Raw genomic sequence first — 16,580 nt, forward strand, 5'->3', positions numbered from 1 at the left:
GCGGGCCGGAAGCCGTCAGGCCGCTCAGTAGTCCAGGTGCAGGCTCAACAGATGCTGCGAGCCCACGAACCAGATCGTGACGAAACAGGCCAGCAGCAGGATCACGCTGTCGAGCTTGCGCCACCAGCCGCCGGGTGCGCGCCATGCATGCCACGCGTTGATCGCGACCGCCACGGTGCCGAGCACGGCAAGCCAGCCCACCAGTTGCAGCAATCGCAGGCGCAGATCCAGCTGCGCGGTGCCGCTATCCAGCCGGGGCAGCATCAGCCACCAGCCGGCGGCAAACAGCAGCTGCAGGATCGCGGTGACGCGGCTGAGGCGATACCAGCGGGCGCTGCCGTCTTCCAGCGTCCATGGCTTGCCGCGCAGGCGACGCAGCAGCGCGGCCAGTGGCCACGACAGCGCGACCAGCAGGAACACCGTGAGCGTGACGGCCAGCAACGGCATGTTCCAGCGAGCCAATAGCCAGTCCGGCACCGGCAGGAACACCAGGGTGGGGGCCGTGTCGTCGATGGCGAGCATGCGCACCTTGCCATCCTGCATCACCGCGCCCAGGTGGCTGCCGCTGGCATCGTCCAGCCACAGGAAGGGCTTGATCTCGCGCCAGTGCACCGGTCCCACCACGTTGTCGAACATCGGCGTGCGCAGGGTGCCGTCGGGTGCCATCGTCACCTGCGTCTGTTCGAACAGGTTGCGCAAGGCGCGCAGGTTGCTCCGCGAGATGCGGCTGGGAAGATAGCTGCCGACCAGTTGCGCGCCGTGAGCCTGCGCCGTGGCCAGCGTGGGCTGCCGGATCTGCGGCAGCGCGGGGAAATAGCGGTCAGCAAAGTCGTTGCGCAGTTGGCGCAGCCATGTCCGGTCGGCGTCGCCGTCGATGGCGACGAACACGCCCACGTGCTGCGCGGTGAACAGTGCCAGCTCACTGTGAAAGTAACGGGTGGCGCCACTGTGACCGAGGATTTCCTGCTCGTTGCGGTCCATCCGTACGAAGCCCAGGCTCATCCCATGCAGTCCCGGCACGCTGGTGCGCGTGTAGCCGTGCATGGCCTGCACGGTGGGCTGCGCCAGCAACTGGGCTTCGCCGGCGCGGCCAAACTGCAGGTGGGCGATCATGAAGCGCGCCATGTCATCGCCGCTGATGGACAGCGCGCCGGCCGGGGCCGCGGGAATCAGCTCGAACGCGTGCGGCGGTTCGGTGGGCGAGCTGTAGCTCAGCGCCATGTCGGGCTGCAGGGCCGGCGGCAGCGGCTGGCGGAAACTGGCGTGCTGCATGTCCAGCGGCTGGAAGATGTGCTGCTCGACATACGCCTCGAACGGCTGCTTCGAAACGCGCTGCACGATATACCCGGCCAGCGCGGCGCCATAGTTGGAATATGCGGGCACGTCGCCCGCCGGATAGATGCGCGCCGGCACCCAGCGCTTCACCCAGGCCTCGTTGCTGATCAGCGCAGCGGCATCGGGCACGAACAGATCCTTGCTGGCCTCTTCGAAACCCGCCGTGTGGGTCATCAGGTCGCGCAGGGTAATCGGCTTGCCGTCGCGCGGCGGCATGCTGAAGTCGAGGTAGCGGTTGATGTCCGCATCCAGATCGAGCTGGTGCTGCTCGACCAGCTGCATCACCGCCGTCCAGGTAAACAGGTTGGACAGCGAGCCGACGCGGAACAGCGTGCTCGCCGGGTCCACCGGTTTCTTCGCCGCCACGTCGGCGTAGCCGTAACCCTTGGCCAGCAGGAGGTTGCCGTCCTTCACCACGACCACCACGGCGCCGGCGATCGGCTGCTGCTGCATGGCCTTGGCCATGCGCTCGTCGAGCCAGGGCTGGGCGTCGCTGGCGGTGAGTTCGTGGGCGCCCAGTTGCACTACCGCGGCGGGCTTCTGCTCGGGCAGCGGGGTGATCTGGATCTGCGCCTGCGCGAACGCAGCGGTACTGCTCGCAGCCAGCGATGCCAGCAGGCAGCAGCGCACGAAAGCCCAGGATCGGACGGTGCGAGCAAAGGTTTTCATCGACCGGCTCCGATGGCAGCCCGTTCCGCGGGACAGGCCGGCAAGTATGCCGCGAACCCCATGCGGTCGCGTCTGCATGGCGTCAACGCCGTCAGCGCCGTTTCAGCTGGTGTCAGCTGTGACGCATCTGGGCCACCAGGTCGGCCAGTTGCTGCACGGCGGCTTCCGAAACCTCGCGATGGGGCGTGATATCGCTGTTGTTGAAGTTGCCGCTATCGCCGATCACCTGCACCATGATGCCGTCGCTGCGCGGCACCACGCTGAGGTTGTGCGTGCGCAGGCCATAGCGGACCTCCGGCTGCGGAATCAGTCGCGCGGTCTGGCCGCGCACGGGAATCACCGACTCGTCGCCGAACAAGGCGCGCGCGCCATAGCCGGTGGCGTTCACCAGGGTCGGCTCGGGCAGCTGGAGCAGTTCCCCTGGGTGGTTGAACTCGCGTAGCTCGATCTTGCCGCCTGCCGCGAGGAACTCGGTCATCAGATAGTTGGCGTAGCTGCTGATGTTGAACATCAGCGTGGTGTACCGGCGCACATGGGGCTCCGGAAACGGGTGGCTGCCGGGCGCCAGCTCCACCGGGCGCGGCGTGAGGTCGCGCACGCGGTCGCTGAAGTCGCCGTACTCGGGCTCGTCGGGCACGTCGCCATGGAACTTGCCGAACGGCGCATCGGACAGCGAATAGCCGTCGATCCACTCGATCGGCTTGCCCGGCAGTCCAAGCAGGCTTTGGTAGCGCGCATGGGAGATGCGCGTCATCGTCTCCCATTGATCGCCGAGCGCGTCGGCATGTTGCGCATCGCAGATACGCGAGTCGGGCGTCCACAGGCCGGACGCGCGCATCGAGAACACATCAGGCGGCAACGCCTTGGCGTAGATGCGCACGGCGAAACCGGCCCGCTGCGCCAGCAGCGCCGTGGTGAGGCCGATGGCGCCGCAGCCGATCACGCCCAGCTGGCGCACGCCGGTGTCCTGCACCAGGCGCAGCGCCAGCGTGCCCGAGCCCCACGACAGCGACCAGCCGCTGCCGCCGTGGCCGTAGTTGTGCACGATGGTCTTGTGGCCGAGCCGCTGCGCCTCGATGCGCGGGCCCGCCGCGCGGAACGGGCGGGTGCACACATACACGCCGGTGATGCGGTCGGTGCTGGCGCGGATCGGCGCCAGCGTCACGCCATCGGCCAGCATGGGCGATACGACGGCACCCGCGGTGGCGGATGTCGCCGCCGGCTGTCGCGCACAGGCCGCGAGTCCCGCGGTCGACGCCACGGCCAGCGTCGCGCTGGCCTGGCGGAGGAATTGGCGTCGCTGCATGGTTCTGCTTCCCTGTCGGAATGACGGGCGATGGGGCGTCAGCCCTTCTTGAGAAACCCGCCCAGCGCCAGCACCGCGCCCACCACGATGCCGGCGATGCCCGCCCATTGCGGAATCGCCTTGTCGTGCGTGGCGGTAACCTTGGCCGAGCCGATCTGCACCAGCGTGTCGGTGGTCTGGTAGCTGCCGTGGCCCAGCGTGGCCCAGATGCCGCCGGCCAGCAGGATGATGCCGAGGATGATCAACACAGCACGCATGGACGGCTCCCGAGGAATGATCGTCCGATCATAGGGGGCCATGGTGCGGGAGAAAAGTCGACGGCGGCACGATGACAGGCCGCCGTCGATGGGGGAAAACGTCCGGGCTCAGCCCACGCGGGCGAACAGCACGCCGTGCGCAGGCAACGCGAGCTGGTCGTTCGCCAGCGTGCCCTGTACCAAGCCGTGGCCGTTGACAGGCGTTGCCGTGCCCAGGGGCGGCAGCGGCAGCGTCACCGGCGCGTTGGAAAGATTGAACGCGGCCAGCACCGTTTCATCGCCATGCTGGCGGGTGAAGGCGAGCACCGGCTCGGGCGTATCCAGGAAACGGATGCTGCCCCAGCGCAGCGCCGGCTGCGATTTGCGCCACGCCATGAAGGCGCGGAAGCCCTGCAGGGCGGACGCGGGCTCGGCTTCCTGCAGGCTGACCGCGAGGGCGCGGTGCTCGGCAGGCACCGGCAGCCATGGATCGCCCACGCTGAAGCCGGCGTTGATGCCGCCATTCCACGGCATCGGCGTGCGGCAACCGTCGCGCCCCTTGAAGGTGGGCCAGAAGGTGATGCCGTAAGGGTCCTGCAATGCCTCGAACGGCACTTCGGCCTCGGTGAGGCCCAGTTCCTCGCCCTGGTACACGCAGACCGAACCGCGCAGCGAGCACACCATCGCGGTAAGCAGGTTGGCCAGCCGCACCGACGCCTCGCCATTGCCCCAGCGGCTGACCACCCGGGCCACGTCGTGGTTGGAAATGGCCCAGCACGGCCAGCCTTCGAGCATCTGTGCTTCGAGGTTCTGCACCGTGCCGCGGATGTACGCCGCGCTGAAGTCGTCGGTGAGCAGCTCGAAGCTGTAGCCCATGTGCAGGCGGCCGTTGCGGGTGTACTCGGCGGTGGTGGCCAGCGAATCCTCCGAGGAGATCTCGCCCAGCGCGGCCACGTCCTGGTACTGGTCCATCAACGCGCGCAACTGCTCGAGGAACGCGATGTTCTCCGGGCGCGTGTTGTTGTAGTAGTGGTACTGGAAGGCGTACGGGTTGTCCGGGCTGAAGCCGCGGCCCACGCGTTTTTCCACCGGCTTGGGCGGGTTGTCGCGCAGCTCGCGGTCGTGGAAGCAGAAGTTGATGGCATCCAGGCGCAGGCCGTCCACGCCCTTGTCCAGCCAGAACTTCACTTCGTCCAGCACCGCGCGCTGCACGTCGGGGTTATGGAAGTTCAGGTCCGGCTGCGAGGTCAGGAAGTTGTGCAGGTAGTACTGGCCGCGGCGCGGCTCCCACTGCCAGGCGCAGCCGCCGAATAGCGACAGCCAGTTGTTGGGCGGGGTGCCGTCGTCCTTCGCGTCGGCCCACACGTACCAGTCGGCCTTGGGGTTGTCGCGGCTTTCGCGGCTTTGCTTGAACCAGGCGTGCTCCACCGAGGTGTGGCTGAGCACCTGGTCGATCATCACCTTCAGGCCCAGGCCGTGCGCCTTGGCCAGCAGGCGATCGAAGTCGTCGATGGTGCCGAACAGCGGGTCGACGTCGCGGTAGTCGGCGATGTCGTAGCCGAAGTCGGCCATCGGCGAGCGGAAGAACGGGGCGATCCAGATCGCGTCCACCCCCAGGCTGGCCACGTAGTCGAGCTTGTCGACGATGCCCGGCAGGTCACCCACGCCATCGCCGTTGGTGTCCATGAAGCTGCGTGGATAGATCTGGTAGGTGACTGCTCCGCGCCACCAGGGTGCATCAATCATGTCGCATGTCCCGAGGTTCCCGCCCAATGCGCGTGATCACTTGTAGGGGTTCGCTCAAGCGAAGCGCGGGGGGCAGCTTAAAGGCAGAGTGCAAATGCAACGCCTGCACTGCATACGTATTCAAAAAAGGCCGATATTGCGCCGCAGCAGAGCGCAATCGCGTTCGTTGGCGGCGAAAAAAACTGCGTCGCGCGATGTGTCGTGGCGCACGAAAAACCGCATGGCTGTGGCATGTCGCACGTGCCGCCGGTGCGTGGCAACAGCTTGTGTCGCGACCGGCGCGGAGACGCAGCCCCATTAGAATTTTGTCAAAGGTGCACAAAAAAACGCGGTCATGAATACGTATGCATAGACCTGTTCGCCTTTTGGCGCAGCCCTACCATGGCCGCCACGCGACGGGGCCCTTCCGAGCATCGGCAAGCACTGGCGCGTAGCCCGCAGCAGTCTGTGGGGACTGTTGCGGCAACTACAAAACCAACGAGATGTGCATACCCGTGGGAGGGGAAGACGGTGATGATGAAACGTAATGTGCTGGCCTTGGCGCTGGCGTCCGGCCTGTGTTTTACCGCCGGCATTCAAGCGACGCCGGTTGATGCGGGTGCCCCGGCCGGTGGCCCCGCTGCCGCTCCTGGCACGTCCAATGATCAAGCGACGCCTGCGCCCGCGCAGTCGACGTCGACGGATCAGAGCGCCAACAAGGACGACAAGTCCAAGCAGACGCAGGATCAGCAGCTGGCCAAGAGCCTGGCCACCATCACGGTGAGCGGCTACAACCAGAGCATGGAAAAGTCGATCGACTACCAGCGCTATGCCGACACCATCCAGAACGTCATCACCTCCGCCGATATTGGCGGCCTGCCGGACCAGTCGATCGCCGACGCCCTGACCCGCCTGCCGGGCGTGTCCGCCGAGCGCATCGCGGGCCAGGCCTCGCAGATCAATATCCGCGGCCTCTCGGGCAACTTCATCCAGACCACCCTCGATGGTCGTGAGCAGCCCTCCACCAGCGGCAGCAACTACATCCAGTTCGACCAGTACCCGTCCGAGCTGATCAACATGGCCACGGTGTACAAGTCCTCGCAGGCGTCGCTGATCACCGGCGGCGTGGGCGGCACCATCGCCCTGGAGACGGCCGATCCGCTGCAGGCGCCGAAGGAGCAGAACCTCAACGTCGACGCGCGCGGCAGTTACGACGGCACCGCGCACGACGTGCCCGGCGCCAATGCGCTTGGCTACCGCCTGAGCGCGGCCTATCAGGGCAAGTTCCTCGACAATACGCTGGGTATCGGCCTGGGCGTGGCGCAGATGTACCAGCCGCACGTGGCCGAGCAGTTCGTGGGCGAGGCTTCCGATGGCTCGAGCTACAAGATCAACTCCAGCCCCAACTCGCCCTCGGCCTATCTGCCGGAAGGCATCCAGCTGCAGCAGAACGGCGGCGAAGAGCGCCGTACCGGCGAAATCGCCACCATCGTGTGGAAGCCCACCAATGAGCTGAAGATCACCGGCGACGGCTTCTACTCCAAGTTCACCAACGATTCGTTCGGCTACGGCCTGCGCTCGCAGAATTTCTACGGCAACAACACGCAGATCACCAACCCGGTGTACAGCTCGCTGGGTACGCTGATCGGCGGCACGGTGGCCAGCAATCCAGCCACCGGCATCGATCCGCGCACCGGCAGTGCATACAGCAACCAGTTCTCCAACGAGACCACCGCCGACAACTACTCCACGAACACCAGCGTGTTCTCCGGTGGCCTGAACCTGAAGTGGGACCACGACCGTTGGCACATCGATGCCGACCTGTCGCTGTCGCGCGCGTCCAGCAACGAGATCAACGTGGACACCACGGCCGATCCGTACAGCGGCCTGGGCACGGCCAATCCGCAGCTGATGCCGCAGTCGGTGACCTATCAGTTGCGTGGCAGCAATATCGGCACGGCGCAATTCGGCAACCCGGGGCTGTATACCAACCTCAACGACATGGCGCTGTCGCGTTACGGCGTGTACCCGTACATCTATCACGACAAGATGAAGGCTTTCCGCACCAGCGTGAAGTACGACATGCTCAACAGTTCGTGGCTGTCGGCGCTGGAAGCCGGCATCTACATGAACAACCACAACTACGCGGCCGATCGCGAGGCGTACGTCTACGGCTCGGAATGGAACACCTCGCCAGTGGCCGGCGAGCCGCCGCTGACCATTCCCGCCTCTGACGCCTCGGTCACCTGCTGGAAGGGCAAGTTCTCCGGCTTCCCGTGCTTCCTCACGCTCAATGGCCCGGGCATCCTGGCGGCACATGGCATCACCGCCAACCCGGTGAAGGACATCAACGCCAACAGCTGGACGTACATCCAGAGCGGCACGGTCGACGAAAAGACCCGCGACCTGTTCTTCATGGCCGATCTCGACGCGCAGGTGTTCGGCCACGAGCTGACCGGCAATGCCGGCATCCGTGTCTCGCACCAGTCGCAGTACAGCAGCGGCCTGCAGCAGGTAGGCAATGGCGCCGGCATTCCGATCACCGACGGCAATGGCTACACCAGCTATGACTATGCGCCGCTCACCGTCGGCAAGACCTATACCGACTACCTGCCGTCGCTCAACCTGATCTATCACCTCACCGACGACGACCAGGTGCGCTTCTCGGCCGCCCGCGTGCTGTCGCGTCCGCCGATCGACAAGATGCTGGCCGGCGCGGGTTCGTGGGTGTCCAATCCGGGCGTCGGCGCACAGTACAACGTCTGGGGCGGCACCAGCCCGCTGCTCGATCCGCTGCGTGCCTCGCAGTATGACCTCGACTACGAGCACTACTTCGAAGATTCGTCGGGCGCGGTCACCGCGGGTGTGTTCTTCAAGGACGTGAAGTCGTTCGTCCAGGACGTCACCTACAACAACTACGACTTCGCCGCGGCCGGCATCACCGTGCCGATCAACCCGGCCACCGGCCAGCCCTACATCAATGGCGAGTACCAGACCGCGTACAACGCCCAGGGTGGCTTGGTGAAGGGCCTGGAGCTGTCCGGTTCGAAGACGCATTTCCTGCCGGGCATCTGGAGCGGACTGGGCGTGGACGCCAACTTCGCGCTGACCGACAGCACCGTGCGCAACCCGACCAACCTCGGTGGCCCGACCACCTATGTCGGCCTGCCGGGCCTGTCCAAGCGCGTGGCCAGCGCGGCGGTGTTCTACGACTACGGTCCGTTCTCGGCGCGTCTGTCGGGCAACTACCGTTCGTCGTTCCTCTCCGACACGCAGATCGCCGTGACCAACCAGCTGGTGACCTTTGCGGCGGAGACGGTGTACGACTTCCAGGCGTCGTATGACATCACCAAGCAGTTGAGCGTGGTCTACCAGATGCTCAACCTGAGCAACCAGCCGACGCGTACCTACTTCGGCGGCAACCCCCAGCAGACCGGCACGATCCAGTACTTCGGTCGTACCAACTACCTGGGTATCAACCTGAAGCTGTAAGCCACGATCGCGCCGGCCCGCCGCAAGGAAGGCCGGCGCGATGCTTTTGGGGCTGCGCTAGCATGTGCTGCGCAGCACCGGCACACCGCGGGCCCGGCGTGGTGGTCACCGGCCCCGGCTCGTCCGCGTCCGGCGTTACCGTTCCGTCGAAGGCCTGCGGCCATCGAATGGAGCAAGCCATGTCGCGGAATCGGTCGTTCAAACCCCTCGCATTTCTGCTTTCCCTGGCGCTTGGCTCAAGCGCAGGCCTGCCCGGCAACGCTCATGCGGCCGAGGCACCCGCGCCGCCCGCGACAACCTCGGCAGCTTCCGGCGTCTACTACGAGATCTTTGTCCGCGCCTGGTACGACACCAACGGCGACGGCATCGGCGACCTCAACGGCGTCACCGCCAAGCTCGATTACCTCAAGTCGTTGGGCATCAGCGGCATCTGGCTGATGCCGATCAACACCTCGCCGAGCTACCACGGCTACGACATCACCGATTACTACGGCATCAATGCGCAGTACGGCAACGAGGCGGATCTGCAGCACCTGCTCGAGGAAGCGCACAAGCGCGGCATCGCCGTGACCATGGACATGGTGATCAACCACACCAGCGAGAAGCATCCCTGGTTCATCGCCGCGCGCAACCCGGCCGATCCGCACCACGACTGGTACACCTGGGCCGACGCCCATGCCGATCTCAATGCCTTGAGCACGGCGTCGGACGAAAAGATCTGGCACCCGCTGGGCGATGCGCATGGAGCGGCCGCCGCGTACTACCTGGGCGACTTCGGCGGTGGCATGCCGGATCTCAACTACGACAATCCGGCGGTGCGCGCCGAAATGATCAAGGTGGGGCAGTACTGGATCGCCAAGGGCGTCGACGGCTTCCGCCTGGATGCTGCCAAGCACATCTACGACGACTTCAAGGCGCGCCAGCATGACCCGGACGTCATCGCCAAGAACGTGGCGTGGTGGACCCAATTCCATGAGGCGCTGGCCACGATCAATCCGCAGGTGACCCTGGTCGGCGAAGTGAGCGCCAAGTCACCCACGCAGCTGGCGCCGTACCTCAAGCCGCTGGGTTCGATCTTCGACTTCCCGCTGGCCGAGCAGTTGATCGTCAGCGCCAAGGGCGAGCGCGTGGGCAAGCTCGACAGCCTGCTCAAGGACACCTACGCCGCTTATCGCAGCGCCGGCGACGTGCCGTTCATCGATTCCACCTTCCTGTCCAATCACGACCAGGAGCGCGTGATGAGCCGCCTTGGCGGCCATGCCGAGCATATGCGCATGGCCGCAGCCATGCTGCTGACCCTGCCGGGCCGGCCGTACCTCTACTACGGCGAGGAGCTGGGCATGGAGGGCCGCAAGCCCGACCCGAACCTGCGCGAGCCGATGCGCTGGCAGCGCCAGCCCGGCCCCGGCGAATCGCGCTGGAAACCTTCCAGCGTGAACCAGGGCGAGGCGGTATCGGTGCAGGCCGAGCAGGACGATCCCCATTCGCTGCTCAACTACTACCGCATGCTGATCAGCTGGCGTGCCCAGGTGCCGGCGTTGCGCGATGGCGACCTACAGCTGCAGGCCACCGGCCATCCCCGCCTGCTGGCGTACTGGCGCAACGATGGCTCGCAGCATGTGCTGGTCGTGCATAACCTGGGCGGCAAGGACACCTTGTGGAAGCCGGCAGGGACTACCCTGCCCAAGAACGCCGCCGTGCTGTTGAGCAGCACGCCGGACGCCAAGCTGGAGAATGGTCGCGTGAAACTGCCCGCCTATAGCACCGTGGTACTGCAATGATGCGCATGCGTCTTCTCGCGCTGGCCCTGCTTGGTGTGCTGGCCGGTGGACCGGCTGCCGCCGCGGTGCATCCGGATGCGCAAGCCGATCGCATGGAACTGGTGCTGCCCAAGGGCAAGCTGGAGCTGCGCCTGCTTGCGCCGGGCATCGTGCAATTGCGCGTGGATGGCACGCACGAACCGGCGACGCCGGTCATCGATGCGCAGGCGAATTTCGACGCGGTGGCCGTGCAGCGCGAGCAGCAGGGCGACGACCAGGTGATGCGTTCCGACCAGCTCACCCTGCGCTGGAACCCGGGGCGTGCCGAGTTGCGCATGGAGGACCACGACGGCCATCTGCTGCTCGATGCCGATCTGTCCCATGCACTGGACGGCCGCTGGTCGCTGCGCCATGCCAAGGGCGATCCACAGTACGGCATCGGCGGCCTCAATGCCTTCGACGCGGATACCGGCAACCTGCTGCGCCAGGGCAAGCAGATCGCCACGGCAGGCAAGCAGGGCCATACCGGCGCGCCGTTCGTGTGGAGCAGCGCCGGCTACGGCGTGCTGGCCGACGCCGAACCGGCCCGCTTCGAGCTGACGGACACCAGCATCGCCGTTCGCGCCGACCAGCAATCCGTGCGCACGCTGTATCTGCTTGCCGGACGTCCCGCCGACCTGTTCGCGCAGGTGCGCGAGCTCAGCGGCGCCGCGCCGATGTTCCCCAAGTGGGCCATGGGCTTCACCAACAGCCAGTGGGGCATCGACGAGCAGGAGGCGCTCTCGCTGGTCGACACTTATCGCGCCAAGCACATCCCCATCGACAACTTCACCTTCGACTTCGACTGGAAGGCCTGGGGCGAGGACATGGGCGAGTTCCGCTGGAACACCGACAAGTTTCCCGACGGCCCCAGCGGCAAGCTGAAGCAGGCCATGGATAGCCGCGGTATGCACATGACCGGCATCATGAAGCCGCGCGTGCACGTGGACACCGTCGAAGGCCGCGAGGCGACCGCGCATGGCTACTGGCTGGCGCAATCCCAGCCCGCGCCCGACTACTTCTCGCACAAGACGGTGCGCGATATCGATTTCGACAACGCCGCCGCGCGCCAGTGGTTCTTCGACGATGCGCTGAAGCACTCGTTCGATACCGGCATCGTGGGCTGGTGGAACGACGAAGCGGACGACAGCGGCGTCGACACCCAGTTCCTCAACATGCAGCGGGCGTTGTACGACGGCCAGCGCGCCTATAGCGACCAGCGCGTGTGGTCGGTCAACCGCAATTTCTACCTCGGGTCGCAGCGCTACGCTTATGGCGTCTGGTCCGGCGACATCCAGAGCGGCTTCGCCAGCATGGCGGCGCAGCGCCAGCGCATGCTGGCCGCGTTCGACGTGGGCGCCATGCACTGGGGCATGGACGGCGGCGGTTTCAAGGCGCCGCGCCCCAGCGACGAGAACTACGCGCGCTGGATCGAATTCGGCGCGTTCACGCCGGTGTTCCGCGTGCATGGCGATTTCGGCCAGAAGCGCCAGCCGTGGACCTATGGCCCGGTGGCGGAGAAGGCCGCCACCGATGCGATACGGCTGCGTTACTCGCTGATTCCCTACATCTACGCCTACGAATACCAGAACCACGCCACCGGCGTGGGCCTGGTGCGACCGTTGCAGTTTGCCTATCCGGACGACCCGCGGCAGCGCGACCGCATCGACGCCTGGATGTTCGGCGAGTACCTGCTGGTCTCGCCAGTGGTGGAACAGGGGCAGACCATCAAGCACCTCAGCCTGCCGCCGGGGCAATGGATCGGCTACTTCGACGGCAAGCGCTACGAGGGCGGCCACGATATCGCGTTGCCGGTCGATGCCAATGGCTGGGGTGACATCCCGCTGTTCATCCGCGAGGGCGCCATCATCCCGCAGCAGGCGGCGATGGATTATGTCGGCGAGCAGGCCGTGACATCGCTGGACGTGCTGGTGTTTCCGGCCGATCGCGAAACCCGTTTCGATGTCTACGACGATGACGGCGAAACCTATGGCTACGAGAAGGGCGACTACTTCCTGCAACCGCTGACCGTGCAGCGCGCGAATGGCGTGGTGAACTTCCATGCGGCGGCGGCTTCCGGTCGCTACCGGCCCGCGCTGAAGGACTACGTACTCGCCATCCATGGCAGCGCGGCGGCAGCCGTCAGCAGCAACGGACAGGCGCTGGCCATGCGTGACAGCGTGCAAGCGCTGCGTGCCGCCGACGGCGAAGGCTGGGCGCGCGGCAAGGACCGCTACGGCGACGTCACCTACGTGAAGATCGCGGCGGGCGGCGCCCGTGACGTGCAGCTGACGGTCGCGGCGGGTTCGCCGTGAGGGTGGGCAAGCGTCCCGTGCAGTGGGGGCTCGCTGGCATGGCGTTGCTGCTTGTCGCCATCGCCCAGGCGATGCCGGCGCAGGCAAACGATCCGGTGAACTGGCAGGGCAGGACCGCCCGCATGAGCGCGTCCGCCGATGGCAGCTATGTGTTGCACTCGCCCCAGGGCGAGCGCCAGATCGCGGCGCAGGCGCTGGTGGTGCACACCGCCAGTCCCTTGTTCGACGGTTTGTTCGCGATGGCGCAGGACGACTTGCGCAAGGATTCGGTGGCCGCGATACGCGACGACGCCTTCGACCGCGGGCAATCCATTCCCTGCGCCTGTTTCGAAACCGGCGAGAAGTGGCACTACGTATGGACGCGCGATCTGTCCTACGCCGTGGACCTGGCCTTGTGGCGGCTGGACCCCGAGCGCGCGCGCCAGTCGCTGCGCTTCAAGTTGTCCGATGTGCGCGAGTCATCGGCGACGCAGGGCCTCTACGTGATGCAGGACACCGGCTCCGGCGGCAGCTGGCCGATCAGCACCGACCGCATCGTGTGGTTCCTCGGCGCGCGCCATCTGCTGGATGACCCCGCGTTCGCCGACGAGAACTGGCGCGCCCTCACCGACACGCTGGCGCAGGACCGGCGCTACACCTTCGATGCGGCCATCGGGCTGTATCGGGGCGAAACCTCGTTCCTCGACTGGCGCGAGCAGAGTTACCCCGGCTGGACGGCGAAGGACGTGCGCTTCATCGCCGAGTCGTATGCGCTTTCCACCAATGTGCTGCACTACCAGGCCTTGGGCATGGCCGCCGCATTGGCCTCGCAGCGGCATGACGCGCGAGCGGCGGATTACCGCGCGCAGGCCGAGGCGCTCAAGCGCGCCATCAACGCGCGTTTCTGGCGCGACGATCGCGGCATGTACATGAGCTACATCGGCGCCGATGGGATGCCGATGGAAGCGTATGACCTGCTGGGTCTGTCACTGGCCATCACCAGCGGCGTGGCCGATCCGGCGCGGGCGAAACAGGCGTTGGCGAACTACCCCGCATGGCCGGCGGGCAGCCCGGTGATCTGGCCCGAACGCGCCGACCAGCCGATCTATCACAATCGCGCCATCTGGCCGTTCGTGAGCGCCTACGCCTTGCGCGCCGCGCGCACGGTAGACGATGCGCCGCGCATCGCGCACGAGATGGATTCGCTGCTGCGCGGCGCGGCCCTGGCTGGCTCCAACATGGAGAATTTCGAGCTTGCCTCGCAGGCCGTGCACGTCGACGAAGGCGCACTCAGCGGACCGGTGGTCGATTCGCCGCGCCAGCTGTGGTCGGTGGCCGGCTACCTGGACATGGTGATCGGCGGCGTCTTCGGCCTGGGCGACGACGGCCGCATCGAACCGAAACTGCCGGCATCGTGGGTGTCGTCGCTGTTTGGCGATCGTCCGCGCATCAGCCTCGACCTGCCGGGCCAGCGCATCACCCTGGTGCGCCCCGACAAGCTGGACGGCGACCTGCTGGTGACCAAGGCGCAGCACCGCGACGGCAACGAGACGGTGGTGGAGCTCAAGGCCGTGGCCTCCCACGCCGCGCCATTGCGTACCGATGCGCCGCTCTACGCGCCGGCCACGCCGGAGGCACCGGTGGTGACGCCGCTCGCCAAGGGCTGGCAGGTGAGTTTTGCCGGCAAGGGCGTGCTGTATGTCGATGGCCGCCGGATGGGCAGCATCGATGGCAGCCTCAGCGTGCCGCGGCACGCCGGCGTGATGTGCTTCCAGTTGACGCGGCTGGGCGAGGGCGGGCTGGAGTCCTTGCCCAGTGCGGCGACCTGCAAGGGCGATGAGATCACCCTCGACGGTGCCTCCGGCTGGCAGTGGCGTGTGCCCGCCGCAGGCAGCTTCCGCGTGTCGCTGGCCTATGCGAATGACCATGGCCCGATCAACACCGGTATTACCGCGGCGGTGAAGCTGCTCGATATCCGTTGCGATGCTGCGGCGCCGCAGCAGTTCCCGATCGTCATGCCACACAGCGATGGCGTACAGCGGTCCACTTCGGCTACGTTCACGGCACCCGCCGGGGCGCTGTGCCGCTTTGGCCTGCAGCAGGGATTCAACATGAGCTTTCTGCGCCACAACGCGCATTACACCGGCGGCCAGGGCGGAGCCACCGGCCCCTTGAACGACGCCCGCATCGATGCCTTGATGATCGCGCCGCTGTCGCGCGGAAACCGCACGCCATGAGTCGCAAGCCCGAACTGTCGTTCTGGCAGATCTGGAACATGTGCTTCGGTTTCCTGGGCATCCAGTTCGGCTTTGCGCTGCAGAACGCCAATGTCAGCCGCATCTTCCAGACGCTGGGTGCGCACGTGGGGGACATCTCGGCGTTGTGGATCGCGGCCCCGTTCACCGGCCTGGTCGTGCAGCCGATCATCGGTTACCTGTCCGACCGTACCTGGACGCGGCTGGGCCGCCGCCGTCCCTACTTCCTGGTGGGCGCAGTGCTCGCCACGCTGGCGCTGCTGTGCATGCCCAATTCGCCGGTGCTGTGGGTGGCGGCGGGACTGCTGTGGGTGCTGGATGCGTCCATCAATATTTCGATGGAGCCGTTCCGCGCCTTCGTCGGCGATCAGTTGACGCCACGGCAGCGGCCGCTGGGCTATGCCATGCAGAGCTTCTTCATCGGCGTCGGCTCGGTGGTCGCGTCCTTGCTGCCCTGGCTGCTGGCGAAGCTGGGCGTCAGCAATGTCGCCGGCGCGGGGCATATCCCGGATACGGTGAAGTATGCGTTCTACCTGGGCGGCGGGGTGCTGCTGGTATCCGTGCTGTGGACGGTGCTGTCCTCGCGCGAGTATCCACCGGAGCAGCTGGAATCGTTTGACGACAACTCCTCGCCATTGCAGGCCATCGATGCCGCGGGCGCGTGGCGCGTCGGCGTGCCGCTGCTGATCGCAGGTGCTCTCCTCGTGCCCGCGATCTATCACTATGCGCTGGAAAAAGAGCTGTATCTGCTCGCTGGCGGCCTGATGCTGTTCGGCGCCCTGTTCGCGTGGCTGTCGTCCACGCGCAGCCATGGCATGTTGCGGCAGATGATGGGCGACCTGTACGGCATGCCCTTGCCGATGCGCCGCCTGGCGCTGGTGCAGTTCTTCTCGTGGTTCGCGCTGTTTGCACTGTGGATCTATACGACGCCCGCCGTCGCCGCGGTGCACTACGGCAGCACCGACCCCAGTGCCGCTGCCTACAACGAAGGCGCCAACTGGGTGGGCGTGTTGTTTGCCGCCTATAACGGCTTCGCCGCCGTGGCTGCCGTGGCCATTCCCCTGATGGTGCGTCGCTGGGGGTTGCGCGCGAGCCATCTGGCGAACCTATGCCTGGGTGGCGCGGGACTGCTTTCGTTCCTGCTGATTCGCGACCCGCAGTGGTTGTTGTTGTCGATGGTGGGCGTGGGTTTTGCGTGGGCGTCCATTCTCTCGCTGCCCTATGCGCTGCTGTCGGACAGCCTGCCGGCGGCGAAGATGGGCGTGTACATGGGCATCTTCAACTTCTTCATCGTGATACCGCAGCTGCTGGCGGCCAGTGTGCTCGGCTTGCTGCTGCGCCTGTTCTTCCACGGGCAGCCCATCTGGGCGCTGGCCATGGGCGGCGTCAGCCTGGTGGTCGCGGGCTTGTGCACGCTGCGGGTGGCCGAACCCAGCCTGCAGCTCGCACCCGCTTCGGCGAGGTGACCG

General features: G+C 66.3%; 9 protein-coding genes. 5 read left to right on the plus strand and 4 right to left on the minus strand.

What is annotated here, in order from left to right:
* Window positions 1–24: 24 nt before the first annotated feature.
* The 4 genes from MJ606_RS17105 to MJ606_RS17120 all read right to left on the minus strand — a co-directional run bounded on the left by MJ606_RS17105 (window position 25) and on the right by MJ606_RS17120 (window position 5,292).
* A complete protein-coding gene (locus tag MJ606_RS17105; RefSeq protein WP_243050765.1) occupies window positions 25–2,004 on the minus strand; it encodes a serine hydrolase domain-containing protein in 1,980 nt (659 codons plus the stop codon).
* Between the two features lie 112 nt (window positions 2,005–2,116).
* Window positions 2,117–3,310 carry an FAD-dependent oxidoreductase gene (locus MJ606_RS17110; protein WP_243050766.1) on the minus strand — a complete coding sequence of 398 codons (1,194 nt, stop codon included), beginning with the start codon at window positions 3,308–3,310 and terminating at the stop codon, window positions 2,117–2,119.
* Between the two features lie 38 nt (window positions 3,311–3,348).
* Window positions 3,349–3,567, minus strand: coding sequence for a hypothetical protein (locus MJ606_RS17115; RefSeq protein ID WP_243050767.1), 219 nt, complete (start codon window positions 3,565–3,567; stop codon window positions 3,349–3,351).
* A 108-nt stretch (window positions 3,568–3,675) separates the two neighbouring features.
* Window positions 3,676–5,292 (minus strand): alpha-glucosidase family protein, encoded by a 1,617-nt coding sequence (locus MJ606_RS17120; RefSeq protein WP_243050768.1) that lies wholly within the window; start codon window positions 5,290–5,292, stop codon window positions 3,676–3,678.
* A gap of 513 nt (window positions 5,293–5,805) precedes the next feature.
* On the opposite strand from MJ606_RS17120, the gene MJ606_RS17125 reads away from it, so the two are divergent.
* The 5 genes from MJ606_RS17125 to MJ606_RS17145 all read left to right on the plus strand — a co-directional run bounded on the left by MJ606_RS17125 (window position 5,806) and on the right by MJ606_RS17145 (window position 16,577).
* Complete coding sequence (locus MJ606_RS17125) at window positions 5,806–8,763, plus strand: TonB-dependent receptor (RefSeq protein WP_243050769.1); 2,958 nt, start codon at window positions 5,806–5,808, stop codon at window positions 8,761–8,763.
* 179 nt (window positions 8,764–8,942) lie between these two features.
* Window positions 8,943–10,544 carry an alpha-amylase family glycosyl hydrolase gene (locus tag MJ606_RS17130; protein ID WP_243050770.1) on the plus strand — a complete coding sequence of 534 codons (1,602 nt, stop codon included), beginning with the start codon at window positions 8,943–8,945 and terminating at the stop codon, window positions 10,542–10,544.
* A 5-nt stretch (window positions 10,545–10,549) separates the two neighbouring features.
* The gene (locus tag MJ606_RS17135) at window positions 10,550–12,877 is read left to right on the plus strand and encodes a TIM-barrel domain-containing protein (protein ID WP_343214829.1); all 2,328 of its coding nucleotides are present in this window, start codon (window positions 10,550–10,552) and stop codon (window positions 12,875–12,877) included.
* 38 nt (window positions 12,878–12,915) lie between these two features.
* Complete coding sequence (locus MJ606_RS17140) at window positions 12,916–15,093, plus strand: Six-hairpin glycosidase-like protein (RefSeq protein WP_243050772.1); 2,178 nt, start codon at window positions 12,916–12,918, stop codon at window positions 15,091–15,093.
* Window positions 15,090–16,577, plus strand: coding sequence for an MFS transporter (locus MJ606_RS17145; protein WP_243050773.1), 1,488 nt, complete (start codon window positions 15,090–15,092; stop codon window positions 16,575–16,577). Before MJ606_RS17140 ends, MJ606_RS17145 begins: the two co-directional genes overlap by 4 nt.
* Window positions 16,578–16,580: the final 3 nt, after the last annotated feature.

The organism is Dyella sp. RRB7, from assembly GCF_022761115.1.
Classification (GTDB): domain Bacteria; phylum Pseudomonadota; class Gammaproteobacteria; order Xanthomonadales; family Rhodanobacteraceae; genus Dyella.

Excerpts from the sequence above, each read along its gene's own strand:
- MJ606_RS17115 (WP_243050767.1), bottom strand. The coding sequence starts at position 3,567 with ATGCGTGCTGTGTTGATCATCCTCGGCATCATCCTGCTGGCCGGCGGC.
- MJ606_RS17130 (WP_243050770.1), top strand. The coding sequence starts at position 8,943 with ATGTCGCGGAATCGGTCGTTCAAACCCCTCGCATTTCTGCTTTCCCTG.
- MJ606_RS17135 (WP_343214829.1), top strand. The coding sequence starts at position 10,550 with ATGCGTCTTCTCGCGCTGGCCCTGCTTGGTGTGCTGGCCGGTGGACCG.
- MJ606_RS17105 (WP_243050765.1), bottom strand. The coding sequence starts at position 2,004 with ATGAAAACCTTTGCTCGCACCGTCCGATCCTGGGCTTTCGTGCGCTGC.
- MJ606_RS17120 (WP_243050768.1), bottom strand. The coding sequence starts at position 5,292 with ATGATTGATGCACCCTGGTGGCGCGGAGCAGTCACCTACCAGATCTAT.
- MJ606_RS17110 (WP_243050766.1), bottom strand. The coding sequence starts at position 3,310 with ATGCAGCGACGCCAATTCCTCCGCCAGGCCAGCGCGACGCTGGCCGTG.
- MJ606_RS17125 (WP_243050769.1), top strand. The coding sequence starts at position 5,806 with ATGATGAAACGTAATGTGCTGGCCTTGGCGCTGGCGTCCGGCCTGTGT.
- MJ606_RS17140 (WP_243050772.1), top strand. The coding sequence starts at position 12,916 with ATGGCGTTGCTGCTTGTCGCCATCGCCCAGGCGATGCCGGCGCAGGCA.
- MJ606_RS17145 (WP_243050773.1), top strand. The coding sequence starts at position 15,090 with ATGAGTCGCAAGCCCGAACTGTCGTTCTGGCAGATCTGGAACATGTGC.